Origin of the sequence: Pseudomyxococcus flavus (genome assembly GCF_050038885.1) — a bacterium.
GTDB classification, from domain to species: Bacteria; Myxococcota; Myxococcia; order Myxococcales; family Myxococcaceae; genus Myxococcus; species Myxococcus flavus.
On record NZ_CP143624.1, the window covers coordinates 3,247,501 to 3,262,618 of the forward strand.

The window sequence follows — 15,118 nt, forward strand, 5'->3', positions numbered from 1 at the left end:
GTCCCGAGGGGACTCATAGGCCAGGGCTTCGTGCGTGAAGAAGCGGTGGTGCTGCTCGGTGTGGCGGTGGAAGAGCAGCCCCAACCCCCGCCGGCGGTGATGCATGGGCCCGCGGTGGCCCAAGAACTCCACGATGTTTCCCAAAAGGAAGACGGCGGGCAGGGTCAGCCATTCCGCGGCGGGCCCTGGCTCCACGCGTGAGAGCGCAAGGCCGATGACCGACAGGCCGCCCAGGCTCGTGAAGGCGAAGTGCGCGCGCCCGGAGTAACGGGGGCCCACCCGCTCGCGCCGGTACGCCTCACGAAACGCCGCCACGCGGTCTGGAATCGAGCGCGTGGCCCTGGCGGCCCCGTCCATCCCTCTCCCGTCTAGGCCTTCTGGCGGGCCTTCGCCTTCTGCAGCTTCTTCATCCGGTCCAGGATGAGGGTGCGTTTGAGGCTGGACAGGTGGTCCACGAAGACGTGCCCATCCAGGTGGTCGATTTCGTGCTGCAGGATGTGGGCAATCCGGCCCTCCGCCTCGAGCTCGTGCCACTCCCCCGTCTTGTCCTGGTAGCGAACCTTCACCTTGTGGAAGCGCGGGCACTTCTCCCACTCGCGCGGGACGGAGAGGCAGCCCTCCTCCAGCGTCACGGGCTCCTTCTTCTCCAAAATCTGCGGGTTGACGATTTCAAAGGACGTCCCGTCCTCCCGTGTCACCAGCGCCACGCGCAGGGGCTCGCCGACCTGGTTGGCGGCGATGCCGATGCCCTCTGCTTCCTTCATGGACTCGGCCATCTCCTCGAGGAGCTTCTCGAGCGAAGGGCCGAAGTCAGTCACGGGCTTGGTGGACGTGGTGAGGACCTTATGGGGCCAGATGACGATGTCGCGAGCCATGGGCCGCAATCTGCCATGCACGCCTGCTCAACGCCCTCCGATTCCGCATTCCAACGGTCCAACGGCGTACACCCCGGCCATCCCCGGGTCCGGCTCACCGGGGGTCCGGCCACAGCAGGCAATAGAACCCCGAGAAGGGCAGCGTCGCGCGCCGGTACAGCACCGCGTTGCCCCGAGGCGCGCCCCCCTCCAGCCAGGCGACATGGACCTGGGCGCCACAGCGGGAGGACACCACGGACGCTTCTCCCGAGTCTTCCTGGCTCCGGCTCAAGTTCTCCACCGGCCCCAGGCCCAGGCCCAAGCCCACCGTGGCGCGCGTCAGGACCTCCCGCTCGCCATTGAACCCCTCCGTCCAGACCAACCGCACGCCCGTTCCCGCTGGCACCATCCGAAGGGACGAGGATTGAACCTGCGTCTGCGTCACCTTCCGGGGGGCCGTGAAGGTTGCGCCACCATCGACACTCATTGTCAGGACGATGTCGGGCCCCAGGGCGCCCGGGGACAGGTCCTGCCATGCGACGAAGAGCCGTGAGTCCCGCGCCACGACCTGGGGCCGGGTAGACGCCTTCCCGTCATTGCTGACATTGACCACGGGCCCGAAGGTGCGCCCCGCATTCGCGCTCCGCCGCAGCAGCACCTCGCAGGTCGAAAGGCCCGTGCCACACTCCGTCCACACCGCGTAGACGTCGTTGCCCTGCACCGTCAGCGTGTGGTTCCGCGAGCCCTCGCCCAACCCCGCGAGCTGCTGGGCCGGCTCGAAGGTGCGCCCACCGTCGGTGCTCCTCCGGAAGGAGAGGCTCGACGCCTCGTCACTGCCCGAGCCGTTCCACAACACGTAGACGTGCTCCCCTTGCGCCGCCAGCGCCACGTCACCGTAGCCCCGGCCGCTCAGCGCCTCGGCGTCCGCGAAGACACCTCCCGCGGAGCCGCGGATGAAGTGAATCCCTCCACGCTCGTCTTCGCTGGAGCGGAACCACCCCATGTAGACATGGCTGGCCGTGGCCGCGAGGCGCAGCCCGCCCTCCTTGTCCTGGGTCAGCTCGAGGACATTGCCAAAGGTGGCGCCGCGGTCGTTGCTCGAACGAAAGCGCAGCCCGCCTTCGAGCCACGTCACGTAGACACGCTCTCCATGGGCCAGCACCTTGACGCCTCGGGCATTCGCGCCGGGAATCGAGCTGGCCGCGCTGAGGCTGCGCACCGGCTGGAAGGAGGCACCTCCATCCATGCTGCGCTGGTACTTCACATCACGCCCCCCTTCCGCCCCGTCCAGCCAGACCACGTGCACATCCCCCTGCCAGGTGCATACCTGGGGCACCTGGAAGCCCACTGCCGTCGTGGTCAGGGTCTGCGGAGGTGAGAAGGACTGCGCGCGGGCGCTCGCCGGCAGCGCGCACACCGCCAGCGCCATCATCGCCCCCACCATCGGGCCGCCACGATTCGGACTGCGCATACGCGCCACGCCCCCTGCGCCCTGGCATGCGGCGCCGACCGGCCGGGGTAGCGCGGCGACACGCTCCGCCGCCATCCGTCCCGGGTGCATCTTCACGTCGCCGCAGTGGATGCCGGACAGTGGGCGCATCCACGCTGACAGGTCTGATACACCCGTCCCATGCACCCGCACGCCCAGCTCCTCACTGACTTCTATTCAGCGTTCCAACGACGTGACGCCCAGGCCATGGCGGCCTGCTACCATCCCGAGGCGACGTTCACCGACGAGGCCTTCGTCGGACTCCATCACCGTGAGCCCGGCGCCATGTGGCTCATGCTCTGTGAGCGCGGCAAGGACCTGGAAGTCACCTTCCGCGATGTCCAGGCCGATGACCAGCACGGCCGTGCCCACTGGGATGCGCGCTACACCTTCAGCACCACCGGCCGGAAGGTGCTCAACCGCGTCGATGCGGAGTTCGAGTTTCGCGACGGCAAGATTGTCCGGCACCGCGACCACTTCGACTTCTGGGCGTGGTCCCGCCAGGCGCTCGGGCCCGCGGGGCTGGTGCTCGGGTGGACGCCCCTGCTGAAGAAGAAGGTCCAGGCCCAGGCCCGGAAGTCGCTGGATGCCTTCATGCGTGCGCGCGGAATCCCCACCGTCTGAGGTGAGCCCCATGTCCGAGAACGCCGCGGGGGATGTGGATGCCCTGGACCGGTGGCTCCTGGAAGTCGCCATGGAGCTGCCCACGCCCCTGCACATGCTCGTCGCACCCAACCCCCATGTCGCGCTCAACATGCCGGACGACCCGCGGCTGTCCCGGCAGGAGCTGTGTGAGCGCCTGTCAGGGCTCGCCGAGCGTGGGCTCATCCGCGTGTACCCGTTTCCAAGCGGATTCCAGGAGCTGTTCTCTTCCGAGGAGATTTCGCGGGCCATTGACGCCTGGCAGCCCCGCTCCTACTTCGTCTACGAGCTGACTGCCGCCGGGGGCGCGGTCTGGGAGCAGCACGCCAAGCCTGACTGGAGCCGGTACGTCAATGCCGGGCAGGAGCCCTCGGCGAATGACGCACCGGAGACGTGGGTCATCGAGGCCGCGAGCCCCGAAGCCGCGGAAGAGGAGTTCCGCTTTCACGAGACGCTCGGTGACGAGAATCAGCCCGTGGCCGAGTCGAAGCGCGGCGAGGCGCTGGTGCCGTGGCAGCTGAACTACTGGAAGACGCTGCCGCGTGGTTACCGGCTGCGATACGTCACCGTGCCCCGGCCTCGGGACAGTGCCCGGATGATGCGCGCTCCCTCCCGACCGCCCTGGTACACACGCGTGTGGCTGTGACGCGCCCCCGCCGCTTGTCCGGGTCACTCAGGCCAGCGGCTATTGGCGTCCGCTCGCGGCGGGTTCGGCCTTTCGCGACGCCTTCGGCCTGGCTGCGTCGCGGTAGGCGTAGAGCGTGTAATACGAGCCGGTGGCATAGCCTGGCAGCTTCCGGGGGTTGAAGACGCTGGTGCTCGATACCGTCCCGCCCAGGTAGCCCTTGGGCACGTCCACGAGCCGCATCGCGCAACCGGCGAGCACCAGGCCCGCCGCAGGCACGTCGTTGCTCACCACCGTGCACGTGCCCTGCGCCGTGAAGCCGCCTTCCGGCAGGTTGTAGCGCATGTGGACATTCAACTGCTGCCCGGCGGGGAATGCGCTGTCCTTCAGCTCGATGCACGCCGTCGCCGTGCCCACGCGCCGGTTTCCGGCGTCCACCGCCGTGCCGCCGCCCGGTTGGTGCAGCGGGATGAAGACGCTCGCGCCGAGCTTCACGTTCGCCGCGAAGGGCGCCGCCGCGCAGACCTTCGCGTCCGCGGGGACCGCGGGGTCCTCCTGCGTGCGGAACTGCATCACCACCTCCGTGGCGACCGCTTCCGCGGACAACAGGAGCATTCCCGCCCCCCACATCGCACTTCCCCTCAGACGCGACATGCGCACCTCCGTCCGAACCCGTGCCTTCGACGCGCGGCGTTGACCGCGGCTACTGCCAGGACAGCGTGTACTCGGTGTCGAGCGGCCCCGTCTGGCGGCCGTGCACCTGCACCTGCTTGCCGCCCACGGCCTCGATGACCGCCTGCAGCGTGCCCTCGTGGTAGGCGGGCGGCATGAAGTCCCGCTTCATCGTGAAGATGCCGCTGGTGTCGCCCGTCCACTTCACTCCGCGCTCGCCATAGCTGACCGCCGCGCGGTAGCCCGAGTGCAGGTTGCCCACGAGCCGCTTCGGGCTGTCCGAGGCCAGCAGCAGCAGCGTCTTGCCCGCCGCCGAGGACAGGAAGTCCGTCGTCGCGACCACGCCCATGCGCCGCAGCGCTCCGTCGAAGCCTCCGTGCTGCGGCGCCATCACCTGCGCCGCGGTGAAGGACATCTTCAAGAAGGCAGCCACCGGGTAGTTGAAGAAGTCGATGAAGCGCGTCTCACCACTCGCTGCCAGGCAGCGCGCCACCGCGCTGTCGCCGCCCATGGTGCGCACGGCCGAGACCACGCCATTGAAGAAGAGGCCTCGGGCCGTGTCGTCCTTCGTCGCCAGCGCGAGCCGTGCTTCCAGGTCCCGGGCGGTGTTTGCATCCAGATTGTCCATTACAACCTCACGAGCTGCGCTCCGTAGTGGATGTTCGCGCCCACCGCGGCCACGACCACCAGGTCGCCACTTCCCAGACGCACGCGCCCCGCGTCCAGGTCCTCGGCCAGGAGGATGAGCATCCCCGCAGCCGAGGTATTGCCATATCGGTCCACATTGCACGCCACCGCCTCACGCGGCAGCCCCGCCCGCGCCACGAAGGCGTCCATCACCCGCTTGTTCGGCTGGTGGAAATAGTACCGCTGCACCTGCGGGCGGAGCTCCGGGTGCGGATCGAGTACCGTGTCGAGGCACTTCTGCATGTACTCCGGATAGCTGCGCGCCACACGGAAGCCATCTACCACGAAGGCCATGTCCGCCGGACGCATTCGTCCCGGCTGGTACGGCAGCTTCAGCAGGCCGCCGCCCTTCCGGATGACCAGGTCTCCATGCGCATTGCCCGAGAAGGAGGCCAGGATGCCCTGCGTCCCCGCCTCGCCCGGCTTCGACTGGAGCACCACCGCGCCCGCGCCGTCCCCGAAGACGTACATGGAGAGGTAGCCCTGCAGCGTCTTCGCTCGGCCGGGTCCGGGCGGCAGCTCGTCGGTGTAGACCTCGCGGTTCACCAGCGGCGACGTGAAGGCCGAGGCGACCACCGCCACCGTGCGCATGCGGCCCCCGTCCATCATCTTCTTCACCAGGTCCAGGACGTACGGCGTGCCACCGCACCCGTCATCCACCACCAGGCCGAAGGCGTCCTCGCGAAGCTCCAGCCGCCGGTGCAGCTCCATGGCGTCGTGGTTGAAGTGCGGCGCGTCCGGCGTACACGTCACGACGAAGAGCGCGTCCAGCTCCTTGGCGTCCACTCCCGACTGCGCGAGCGCCTTGCGGAGCGCCACCTCGCACATGTCCGTGTTGCTGGCCGGGTAGATGTGCCCGTCGTTGTCCGGCGGCGGCACCGCCCGACCCGATGCCTCATCGATGTCCCAGAGGAAGCGGCGCTCGCGAATCCCGACCTTCTCTTCGATGCGTGCCGCGGACCATCCCGGGATGGCTCGGGCGATGCGCTCGTTGCTCACAACCCGTGAAGGAACGAAGGCACCTGCACCGACGACACAGACATTGGGTGTCATTTAATGGCCTCGTTTTTTCACAGCCTCGCCACATGGGAGAGATTCCCTGGCAAGCGAGGTTGAGCAGGATTCAGGCCACTTACGAAGTCATTGAAACGACTGCCCCTGGTCTCCCAGGCGGATTCACCCGTGAATCACCACTGAGCGGGCAACTCACTCAAGCATTCAGGATTATTGCACATTTTGGATGCTTCACAGATGAAGCGCCAACCTGTGAGAATGAAGCGCGCGGTGTTGAGAATTCTCTTCCGCTGACTCGCCATGTCACCTGCGGTGTCGAATTCGACTTCGCCCCGAGTGAAGAGACATGTGACAGGCATGAGTGAATCATGACCCCTGTCTCATTCGCGGGCTGAACATCTCACTGCGAGTGCATGTTTTGAAGCAAAAGCGTCAGCGCTGCCTGTCTGGATGAGACATCCGTGCTGTATTCAACACGCCGGGAAGGCCGCCCGTTCCGGGCGGCCACTCACCCGCGGGACCGCGCTCAGAACGGAATGTTGTCGTCATCCGTCGGCGGCGGGATGTCGTCGCCGCCGTAGCCGCCGCCACCCCGGCCGCCGCCGTAGCCCCCACCACCGCCGTAACCACCCTGGTTGCCGTAGCCACCTTCGCTGCCGCCCGCGTCACCGCCCCGCTGACGCGCGATCTCCGCTTCGATGGCGGCGAGGAGCTGGCGCTCCTTGTCGTGCCAGCGCGACTTGCTCGCGTCGTTCAGCGTGCGACGCGCGCCGTTGGCGTAGAACTCCAGATCGCCCATGCTGGCGCCGACGATGGGCGCGCCCTTGCTGCGGCCGTAGTTGGGGAAGACCATTCCATCGCCGCCGCCACCACCGCTGCTCGCGGGCGCCGAACGCCGCGCCGCCGGGGCCGCCGCATCCGGCGTGCCGCCGATGGACATCTCTCCCAGCGTCAGCGTGAAGCCCTCGCCGCTCTTGAACGCCGTGCCCACTCGCACCTGCTCCACTCGCCCGTCGGGCCGACGCACCGCCACGGTGACCGGATAACCTTGCTCGCTCATGCGGGCCGAATCCCATCCCGCTCGACCCCTGTCAACGGTCACCCGACCGCGGATGTCCGGCACTCTGCCGCCTGCTCGGCCTGCGCCAGTTGGCCCTCACGGGTGCGCTGCCTGGGCGCGATGGCCCCTTGCCATGTCGGGGCACATCGAGGGCGACGCCTTCTCCCGGGTCCGCAGCATGGACACCGGATGGCCACGCCCCAATCCCATTGGGAGTCAACCTGCTGCCCTGGTGTTCCTTGCGCGACCGCCAGCAGCGTAGGGGGCAAGCGCTCCGGCGACGCTGCGGGTTGCCGCCTCCCCGGCCACACTGCGGCTCAGTTCCAGCTTGGCGCCTCCGCCCGGCCGTACTCGAGCGCCGGCATCACGACCGCCAGCCATTCAGGAACCAGGTGTTCCAGCGACAATGCAGGTTGCCGCCTCCCCGGCCACACTGCGGCTCAGTTCCAGCTTGGCGCCTCCGCCCGGCCGTACTCGAGCGCCGGCATCACGACCGCCAGCCATCCAGGAACCAGGTGTTCCGGCGACGCTGCAGGTTGCCGCCTCCCGCATGGTCGCGCACGGGCGCTTGGGGCTGGGCGCTGGCAGCCTGGAGACCAGACACTCCGGCGAAGCTCACGTCTGGAGGTGCGTCATCCACTCGTTTGACGCCTCTCGCCTGTGAGCAGCCCAGACACGGGCATCAAGACGCGGATGGGACCTGGCCATCCGCCCGGCTCCGTGGCCCTGGGCGCTCGCGGATGCCTCGACGTGAAGGCGAGGTCAGAACAGCGAGCCCTGCGCGGCGCTGCCCTTCTTGCGCTTGCCCGCCTTGGCCTTCGCGCCCTTCGCGGCCCTTACGACCTTCTTCGCCGAAGCCTTCTTCGGCCGGGTCTTGGTGCCGGCAGCCTTGGCGCTCTTGCTCCTGGCCGAGGGCGCCTTCTTCGCGCCGGCAGCCTTCGCCTTGCGCCCGCCCTTGGCCGCGGCCTTGACTGTCTCGGCGCTCTCACGCAGCGCCTTGCTCGCCGCGCGGCCACGCGGCAGCGTCACTTCCTGCACGGAGTGCGGCGGCGCATCATCCCGCCATTCCGCAGGCCGACGGTTGGTCCGCATCAGCAGACGCAGCTTCTGGTAGTGCGCCGAGCAGTAACCCTTGGAACGGCTGGGCCGGTCGCACCCGATGACGGCGCATGCCCGCGGCCCCTCTTCCGTCGACACGCTCAGCGGCTTCGCCGCGGCGACCCTCCCGGTGGGAGCCCGGCCCTTCACGGCCACGCTCGCCTGCTTCCGGCGTCCCCGACGGCCTCGCGCCGAGGCTGGCTCAGGCAGGGCCGCGGGCGTCCTCACGCCAGCCATCGCGCCCAGGCGGCTGGTCAACGGCGCCAGCCGGTGCGTCACCGAGCGCAACAACTCCAGGGCTTCCAGGCCCTCCTCCATGCGCCGGACCGCCTCCTGCAGAGGGACCAACTGCGCATCGAGTTCGCGCCGGAAGATTTCGCCAAGAGCATTCGCAATGGACATTACACGGGAGAATACACGGGGCCCCGGCTAACCGGTGTGAAAACCTGTGCTTGGCTCATACCAATCGTTGACCGGCGGGCGAAGGCATACATCCCGTGAGGTCGGCCCCTCCCGGCAGAGGACCGGCTACCCTCGGCGGCTCACCGTGGCCGGCGGCTCGCGAACCGGCACGGGCTGCGTCGGCGCCTCCCGCCGGAGCTCGGGCGTCCGGACGACGGCGGGCGTCCCGCAGGTGCGCACCGCCAGGGAGGCGGCCCCCACGAGCAACAGTGCAGGAACGAACAGGTGACCCATGGCGCGTCCTCGAAGCAGGTGACGGAGCGGGTGCCCGGCCAACCCCACGGGTCTGCCCTCCCCCCGATACATACGAACGATGATGCCGTTCGGGTCTGACGTTTCCGGGTGCCCCGGTACGTGAGCCCCCACGGCGGCGGCGCGGGTGTTAAAGGGACGGGGCATGAGCCAGGCGCCCACTCCCGTCCGCTTCAAAGGCACCGACACCTACCTGACCCACGAGAGCCTCCAGGCCGCGGTCAATTGCGCGCTGACGCTCCAGCGCCCCCTCCTGGTGAAGGGCGAGCCCGGCACGGGCAAGACGCTGCTGGCGGAGGCCATCGCCGAGGCCCTGGGGCACCGCCTCATCACCTGGCACGTGAAGAGCACCACCCGCGCGCAGGACGGTCTCTACGTCTACGACACCGTCCAGCGCCTGTATGACTCGCGCTTCAACGACGGCGACGTGCGCGACATCCGCAAGTACATCCGCCAGGGCCCCCTGGGCGAGGCCTTCTCCTCCCCCGAGCGCGTGGTGCTGCTCATTGACGAGGTGGACAAGGCGGACCTCGAGTTCCCCAACGACTTGCTCCACGAGCTGGACCGGATGCGCTTCCGCGTCACCGAGACGGGCGACGAGGTGGTGGCGAAGCACCGCCCCGTGGTGGTCATCACCTCCAACAACGAGAAGGAGCTGCCCGACGCCTTCCTGCGCCGGTGCGTGTTCCACTTCATCGACTTCCCGGACGCGGACCTGATGCGCCGCATCGTCGACGTGCACCACCCGGGCCTGGACAGCGCGCTGGCGGAGCAGGCGCTGAAGGTCTTCTACGAGCTGCGCAGCTTCACCCGCCTGCGCAAGAAGCCCTCCACCAGCGAGCTCATCGACTGGATTTCCGTGCTCAAGGCGCAGGGGGTCCACGACCTGAAGATGGACGAGCAGCTCCCCTTCCTGGGCGCGCTGCTGAAGAAGGAGCAGGACCTGGTCTCCGTGGCGGAGGCCTTCGGCCGCGGGCGCCGTCCCCGGGCCTGAAGAGGCACTGCCATGTTCCTGCCCTTCTTCTACGAGCTGCGCCGGCGCGGGCTGAAGGTCGGCGCCCAGGAGGCGCTGGCGCTGGCGGGCGCGCTGCGCGCGGGCCTCCACGACAGCCACCTGGACGGCTTCTACCACGTGGCCCGGGCACTCCTCGTGCACTCGGAGACGCAACTGGACGTCTTCGACCAGGCCTTCCTCGCGCACTTCCAGGGCGTGGAGACGGCGAGCCTGGAGCTGACGCAGGAGCTGCTCAACTGGCTGGAGGAGGCGCGCGAGCGGCCCGACCTGAGCCCGGAGGAAGTGGCGCTGCTGGAGCAGCTGGACCCGGAGGAGCTTCGCAAGCTGTTCGAGGAGCGCCTGCGCGAGCAGAAGGAGCGCCACGACGGCGGCAACCGCTGGGTGGGCACTGGCGGCACGTCCCCCTTCGGCAACAACGGCTTCGGCCGCGAGGGCATCCGCGTGGGCGGCGCGGGCGGCAGGCAGAGCCGCGCGCTGATGCAGGCCGGCGCCCGGAAGTACGCGGGCTACCGCGACGACGTGGTGCTGGACACGCGGCAGATGGCGGTGGCGCTGCGCAAGCTGAGGGCCTTCGCTCGCGACGGCGCGCCGGACGAGCTGGACGTGGACGAGTCCATCGCCGCCACCGCGCGCAACGCGGGTGAGCTGGAGGTGGTGACGCGGCCACCGCGACGGCCCAACACCCGCGTGGTGCTGGCCATGGACGTGGGCGGCTCCATGGACCCGTACGCGGCGCTGGTGAGCCGGCTGTTCAGCGTGGCGAGCCAGGCCACGCACTTCAAGGAACTGCGCACCTACTACTTCCACAACTGCGTCTACGGGAAGCTGTACGCTACGCCGCAGCTCACCGGCGGCATCACCGTGCCGGAGCTGGTGGCCCAGGTGGGGCGGCACCACAAGCTGGTCATGGTGGGAGATGCCTCCATGGCGCCGTACGAGCTGGGCATCCGCACCGACGCGAACGGGCATTACAAGGCGGACGGGCAGGAAGGGCTGACGTGGCTGATGCAGCTGGCGCAGCACTTCGAGCGCAACGTGTGGCTCAACCCGGAGCCCATCGGCACGTGGCGCTCGGGGACCATCGCCGTGATTGCCCGCCTCTTCCCCATGTTCGCCCTGACGGTGGAGGGCCTGGGTGAGGCCGTCACGCACCTGACGCGCGGGCGCACCGTGAGGGGCGCGGCGGCACGGCGGTAGACGGCGCGCGGGATTCATTCCCGTGCCCTCCGGGGCAGGAATTCCCGGTGTGCCCGTGGACTGGCGGACGGCCCGGCGGGCTCCCTCGCATTTGGTGCAGCACCTGGAGCGCCACTTGCGGCATGGTGCGCGCGCACGCGAGCGGGACCGCGAGGACACCATGACAACCGACAAGCAGGACGTGCTGGCCATCAATACCATCCGCACCCTCGCCATGGATGCGGTGCAGCAGGCCCACTCGGGCCACCCGGGGGCGCCCATGTCCCTGGCTCCCGTGGCGTACCAGCTCTGGCAGCAGGAGCTCCGGTATGACCCGTCCCACCCCATCTGGCCGGACCGTGACCGGTTCATCCTGTCCAACGGCCACGCCTCCATGCTGCTGTACGCGCTGCTCCACCTGGCCGGGGTGAAGCGCGTCACGCGCGACTACACCGTCGAGGACGCGCCCACCGTGTCGCTCGACGACATCAAGAAGTTCCGGCAGCTCGACTCGTCCACCCCGGGACACCCCGAGTACCGGTGGACCAGCGGCGTGGAGACGACCACCGGCCCCCTGGGCCAGGGCGTGTCCAACAGCGTGGGCATGGCCATGGCCAGCCGTTGGCTGTCCGGCTACTTCAACCGCCCCGGCTTCGAGCTGTTCAGCTACGACGTCTATGCCATCTGTGGCGACGGCGACCTCATGGAGGGCGTGGCGTCCGAGGCGGCCTCCGTCGCCGGCCACCTCCAGCTGCCCAACCTCTGCTGGATCTACGACAGCAACCACATCTCCATCGACGGCAGCACGGACCTGGCCTTCACCGAGGACGTGGGCAAGCGCTTCGAGTCCTACGGCTGGCGCGTGCTGCGCGTGCCGGACGCCAACGACCTGAACGCGATGGGCGAGGCGCTGCGCACCTTCAAGACGATGCGCGGCAAGCCCACGCTCATCATCGTCACCACCCAGATTGCCTACGGCGCGCCCAAGCTCCAGGGCTCGTCCAAGGCGCACGGCGAGCCGCTGGGCGAGGAGGAAATCAAGGGCACCAAGCGCTTCTACGGCTGGCCCGAGGACGCGAAGTTCCTGGTGCCCGACGGCGTGCGCGAGCGCTTCCAGGAGCGCATGGGCAACCGCGGCAAGCAGCTGCGCACCGAGTGGGAGCAGAAGTTCGCCGAGTACCGCAAGCAGTTCCCCGAGCTGGCCGACCAGCTCGAGCGCATGCAGCGCCGCGACGCGCCCCAGGGCTGGGACGCGGAGCTGCCGACGTTCCCCGCCGACGCCAAGGGCCTGGCCACGCGTGACTCCAGCGGCAAGGTGCTCAACGCCATCGCCAAGCACTACCCGTGGCTGGTGGGCGGCTCGGCGGACCTCAACCCGTCCACGAAGACGTACATCACCGGCTCGGAGCCGATGAAGCCGGGCGACTTCGCCGGGCGCAACGTCCACTTCGGCGTGCGCGAGCACGCGATGGGCTCCATCGTCAACGGCCTGTGCCTGAGCAAGCTGCGCGGCTACGGCGCCACGTTCCTCATCTTCAGTGACTACGAGCGCCCCGCCATCCGCCTGTCCGCGCTGATGGAGCTGCCGGCCATCCACATCTTCACCCACGACTCCATTGGCGTGGGCGAGGACGGCCCCACGCACCAGCCGGTGGAGCAGCTGGCGTCGCTGCGCGCGATTCCGGGCATCATCGTGCTGCGCCCCGGCGACGCCAACGAGGTGGCGGAGGCGTGGCGGGTGATTGGCCAGCAGCGCAAGCACCCGGTGGTGCTGGTGCTCACGCGCCAGCCGGTGCCCACGCTGGACCGCAGCAAGTACGCGCCCGCGTCGGGCGTGGCCCGCGGCGGCTACGTGCTGTCCGAGGCGGAGGGCGGCAAGCCGGAGGTCATCCTCATCGGCACCGGCAGCGAGGTGTCGCTGTGCCTGGACGCGCAGGAGAAGCTCAAGGCCGATGGCATCGCCGCCCGCGTGGTCAGCCTGCCATCGTGGGAGCTGTTCGAGGAGCAGTCCCAGGAGTACCGGGACAGCGTCCTGCCGCCGTCCGTGCGCGCCCGCGTCTCGGTGGAGAAGGCCGCCGCCTTCGGCTGGGAGCGCTTCGTGGGACATGACGGCAACATCGTCGCCATGCGCAGCTTCGGCGCCTCCGCGCCCATCAAGGCGCTCCAGCAGAAGTTCGGCTTCACCGCGGACCACGTGGCCGCGCAGGCCAAGGACTCGATGAAGAAGGCGAAGGCGCGGTCGTAGCCCGTCGCCCGCAAAAAGTAAGGGCCTCGGACCGTCCCCCAACGGTCCGAGGCCCCTCGGGCCTTCTCGGCATCCAGGTGCTCTCCCTGGCAGGCCCATGACGCGGAAGTCGCGACCCCCGTCGCATCCCAGCCCCCCGGCTGGTTCCTCCCGCGCCATGTGCCCATCAGGTCACTTCGGCGTCGTTCCCGGCGTCCTCTCGGCGTGAGCGCTGCGTCCCCCCGGTCGCTTCCCGGTCCCCCCGAACCGGTCTCCGCTCACCCCATCAAGTCCTCCAGGTCCGACTGACTCTTCCGCCCGGGTGATTCGCCCCCCGGCGCCTGGTCCCCCCAGACCAGGCCACCCGTGCTTCGAGCCCCGCTCCGTGCTGGAGCGTGATGCCTTGGCCTATTGCGCGTGGCGTGCCAGACACCGGCCCGGGTGGGCGCTGCTGGGCGATTCGAGTCTTTTCAATGGGTTGCCGAAATGAAGGGTGGTTTCCCGCCGGCTCGAGGGGGTGGTGACAACTGTCATCACCGATGACAGTTGTCATCACCGGGGGGGGCCGGAGGTGGTGACTGTTGTCATCGGCGGCAGTGCCGGGTAGGCGTCCGTGACATCCTGGCGCGTTGCGCGCGGCCGGGGCGTCCGTGAGCGGAGCCGAACCCGCGTGGGCGGCTCAGAGCCCGCCGCGTAGCTCCAGAGCGCGGCCTGGCGCCGCGCGCCGCCGGACCGGGTACCCGTGAGCGAGGTGACGTGGCGTGGGTGTCTCAGAGCCCGCCGCGTAGCTCCATGTCGCTCCAGAGCGCGCCGTCGCGCTCCCGCAGCAGGAAGGTGAGGCGCCCCTGGTGGAAGCCCCGGATGGGGGCCTCCGGGTCCGGGAAGCCCGCGGGCAGTTTCCAGTCCGGGGGCAACACGCCGCTCGGGGGAATGGAGCGCTCACGGCGCAGCTCGCCCACCTCCGCGTCGGTGAGCGTCCGCACGCGGGCCCAGGGCAGCAGCTCCCGCCCGTGCAGCCATCCACGCTGGCCGGGGCCCGGGTCCTCCCACGGACCAATCGCCGTGCGCCGCAGGGCGGACAGGTGCGCCCCGCAGCCCAGCACGCGCCCCACGTCGCGGGCGAGCGCCCGCACGTAGTAACCGCCGCGGCAGCTCAGCCACAGGCGGCTGCTGCGCGGCAGGTCATGGGACAGCCAGCGCGCCGCGTGCAGGTACACGCGCGAGGGGGGCAGCTCCACCGCCTCGCCCCGGTGCACCTTGCGATAGGCGGGCTCGCCGCCCACCTTCTTCGCGCTGGTGGCGGGAGGCACCTGCTCACGCCAGCCCACGAAGGACGCGAGCGCCGCGTCCAGCGCCTCGGGCGTCAGGGCGCTTGCGTCTCCCTGGTGGACGGGCCGGCCGTGCAGGTCCCCCGTGTCCGTCTCCGAGCCCCAGACGACTTCGGCCTCGTAGGTCTTCGGGACCGCGTGCAGCAGCTCGAACAAGCGCGGCGCCTGTCCCACCAGCACCAGCAACAGCCCTTCCGCGAACGGGTCCAGCGTCCCACCGTGACACACCGGTGTCCGCTTGCCCGGCTGCGCGGCCTGCGCCTCCGCCATGAATTGCTGCACCACCGAGAAGCTCGTGGCGCCCACCGGCTTGTGGACCCGGTAGATGCCCGGACTCAGTCTCCCTCCCACCTCGACCCTCCTGGGCCCCCAGCCTACCCCGCCCAGCGACGCCGGGGACGCGAGGGCCGGCGCGTGCGTCCTGCGCCATCTTCCCAGACATCCGTGGGGGCACTCGCGGTTGCAAGGCCAGGACCATGACAAGGACCGGCGGCCCGGGTCCGCCCCGCAGCGCCCGATT

General features: G+C 69.4%; 15 protein-coding genes (1 of these 15 cut by a window edge). 5 read left to right on the forward strand and 10 right to left on the reverse strand.

The window, feature by feature from the left end; all coding sequences use genetic code 11:
• From VZL07_RS13660 to VZL07_RS13670, 3 genes are all read right to left on the reverse strand, one after another.
• Positions 1-357, reverse strand: partial view of a sterol desaturase family protein gene (locus VZL07_RS13660; RefSeq protein ID WP_426755954.1) — the 5' end (the start) only. 366 nt of this gene lie to the left of the window's left edge; 357 of the gene's 723 nt are visible here — the first part of the coding sequence; its start codon is at positions 355-357; its stop codon lies off the left edge, out of view.
• An 11-nt stretch (positions 358-368) separates the two neighbouring features.
• Positions 369-875: a peptide deformylase gene (def, locus tag VZL07_RS13665; protein WP_426755955.1), complete on the reverse strand. Its 507-nt coding sequence runs from the start codon at positions 873-875 to the stop codon at positions 369-371.
• Between the two features lie 94 nt (positions 876-969).
• Complete coding sequence (locus VZL07_RS13670; protein ID WP_426755956.1) at positions 970-2,325, reverse strand: sialidase family protein; 1,356 nt, start codon at positions 2,323-2,325, stop codon at positions 970-972.
• Between the two features lie 159 nt (positions 2,326-2,484).
• Between VZL07_RS13670 and VZL07_RS13675 the strand changes: the two genes are divergently transcribed.
• A complete protein-coding gene (locus VZL07_RS13675) occupies positions 2,485-2,967 on the forward strand; it encodes a nuclear transport factor 2 family protein (RefSeq protein ID WP_426755957.1) in 483 nt (160 codons plus the stop codon).
• Between the two features lie 10 nt (positions 2,968-2,977).
• Positions 2,978-3,631: a hypothetical protein gene (locus tag VZL07_RS13680; RefSeq protein WP_426755958.1), complete on the forward strand. Its 654-nt coding sequence runs from the start codon at positions 2,978-2,980 to the stop codon at positions 3,629-3,631.
• A gap of 39 nt (positions 3,632-3,670) precedes the next feature.
• Here VZL07_RS13680 and VZL07_RS13685 read toward each other — a convergent pair whose 3' ends face one another.
• The 6 genes from VZL07_RS13685 to VZL07_RS13710 form a co-directional block, all read right to left on the reverse strand.
• Positions 3,671-4,225: a hypothetical protein gene (locus VZL07_RS13685; protein ID WP_426755959.1), complete on the reverse strand. Its 555-nt coding sequence runs from the start codon at positions 4,223-4,225 to the stop codon at positions 3,671-3,673.
• Positions 4,226-4,313: 88 nt separating this feature from the next.
• The gene (locus tag VZL07_RS13690) at positions 4,314-4,910 is read right to left on the reverse strand and encodes a DUF2378 family protein (protein WP_426755960.1); all 597 of its coding nucleotides are present in this window, start codon (positions 4,908-4,910) and stop codon (positions 4,314-4,316) included.
• On the reverse strand, positions 4,910-6,022 hold the full coding sequence (locus tag VZL07_RS13695; RefSeq protein ID WP_426755961.1) for a 3-oxoacyl-ACP synthase III family protein: 1,113 nt from the start codon (positions 6,020-6,022) through the stop codon (positions 4,910-4,912). The genes VZL07_RS13690 and VZL07_RS13695 overlap by 1 nt, the downstream gene beginning before the upstream one ends.
• Positions 6,023-6,509: 487 nt before the next feature.
• Positions 6,510-7,043, reverse strand: a complete 534-nt coding sequence (locus VZL07_RS13700; protein WP_426755962.1) for a hypothetical protein — start codon at positions 7,041-7,043, stop codon at positions 6,510-6,512.
• Between the two features lie 762 nt (positions 7,044-7,805).
• On the reverse strand, positions 7,806-8,459 hold the full coding sequence (locus tag VZL07_RS13705) for a cell wall protein (RefSeq protein ID WP_426755963.1): 654 nt from the start codon (positions 8,457-8,459) through the stop codon (positions 7,806-7,808).
• A 210-nt stretch (positions 8,460-8,669) separates the two neighbouring features.
• A complete protein-coding gene (locus tag VZL07_RS13710; protein ID WP_426755964.1) occupies positions 8,670-8,837 on the reverse strand; it encodes a hypothetical protein in 168 nt (55 codons plus the stop codon).
• Between the two features lie 163 nt (positions 8,838-9,000).
• On the opposite strand from VZL07_RS13710, the gene VZL07_RS13715 reads away from it, so the two are divergent.
• The 3 genes from VZL07_RS13715 to tkt all read left to right on the forward strand — a co-directional run bounded on the left by VZL07_RS13715 (position 9,001) and on the right by tkt (position 13,291).
• Positions 9,001-9,849 (forward strand): AAA family ATPase, encoded by an 849-nt coding sequence (locus tag VZL07_RS13715; RefSeq protein ID WP_426755965.1) that lies wholly within the window; start codon positions 9,001-9,003, stop codon positions 9,847-9,849.
• Positions 9,850-9,861: 12 nt separating this feature from the next.
• On the forward strand, positions 9,862-11,067 hold the full coding sequence (locus tag VZL07_RS13720; protein WP_426755966.1) for a vWA domain-containing protein: 1,206 nt from the start codon (positions 9,862-9,864) through the stop codon (positions 11,065-11,067).
• A 160-nt stretch (positions 11,068-11,227) separates the two neighbouring features.
• Positions 11,228-13,291, forward strand: a complete 2,064-nt coding sequence (gene tkt / locus VZL07_RS13725; protein WP_426755967.1) for a transketolase — start codon at positions 11,228-11,230, stop codon at positions 13,289-13,291.
• Positions 13,292-14,040: 749 nt separating this feature from the next.
• Here tkt and truB read toward each other — a convergent pair.
• A complete protein-coding gene (gene truB, locus VZL07_RS13730; RefSeq protein ID WP_426755968.1) occupies positions 14,041-14,949 on the reverse strand; it encodes a tRNA pseudouridine(55) synthase TruB in 909 nt (302 codons plus the stop codon).
• Between the last annotated feature and the right edge of the window lie 169 nt (positions 14,950-15,118).

Coding starts and splice junctions, on each gene's coding strand:
- def (WP_426755955.1), bottom strand. CDS start 875: ATGGCTCGCGACATCGTCATCTGGCCCCATAAGGTCCTCACCACGTCC.
- VZL07_RS13670 (WP_426755956.1), bottom strand. CDS start 2,325: ATGCGCAGTCCGAATCGTGGCGGCCCGATGGTGGGGGCGATGATGGCG.
- VZL07_RS13675 (WP_426755957.1), top strand. CDS start 2,485: ATGCACCCGCACGCCCAGCTCCTCACTGACTTCTATTCAGCGTTCCAA.
- VZL07_RS13680 (WP_426755958.1), top strand. CDS start 2,978: ATGTCCGAGAACGCCGCGGGGGATGTGGATGCCCTGGACCGGTGGCTC.
- VZL07_RS13685 (WP_426755959.1), bottom strand. CDS start 4,225: ATGCTCCTGTTGTCCGCGGAAGCGGTCGCCACGGAGGTGGTGATGCAG.
- VZL07_RS13690 (WP_426755960.1), bottom strand. CDS start 4,910: ATGGACAATCTGGATGCAAACACCGCCCGGGACCTGGAAGCACGGCTC.
- VZL07_RS13695 (WP_426755961.1), bottom strand. CDS start 6,022: ATGACACCCAATGTCTGTGTCGTCGGTGCAGGTGCCTTCGTTCCTTCA.
- VZL07_RS13700 (WP_426755962.1), bottom strand. CDS start 7,043: ATGAGCGAGCAAGGTTATCCGGTCACCGTGGCGGTGCGTCGGCCCGAC.
- VZL07_RS13705 (WP_426755963.1), bottom strand. CDS start 8,459: ATGGAGGAGGGCCTGGAAGCCCTGGAGTTGTTGCGCTCGGTGACGCAC.
- VZL07_RS13710 (WP_426755964.1), bottom strand. CDS start 8,837: ATGGGTCACCTGTTCGTTCCTGCACTGTTGCTCGTGGGGGCCGCCTCC.
- VZL07_RS13715 (WP_426755965.1), top strand. CDS start 9,001: ATGAGCCAGGCGCCCACTCCCGTCCGCTTCAAAGGCACCGACACCTAC.
- VZL07_RS13720 (WP_426755966.1), top strand. CDS start 9,862: ATGTTCCTGCCCTTCTTCTACGAGCTGCGCCGGCGCGGGCTGAAGGTC.
- tkt (WP_426755967.1), top strand. CDS start 11,228: ATGACAACCGACAAGCAGGACGTGCTGGCCATCAATACCATCCGCACC.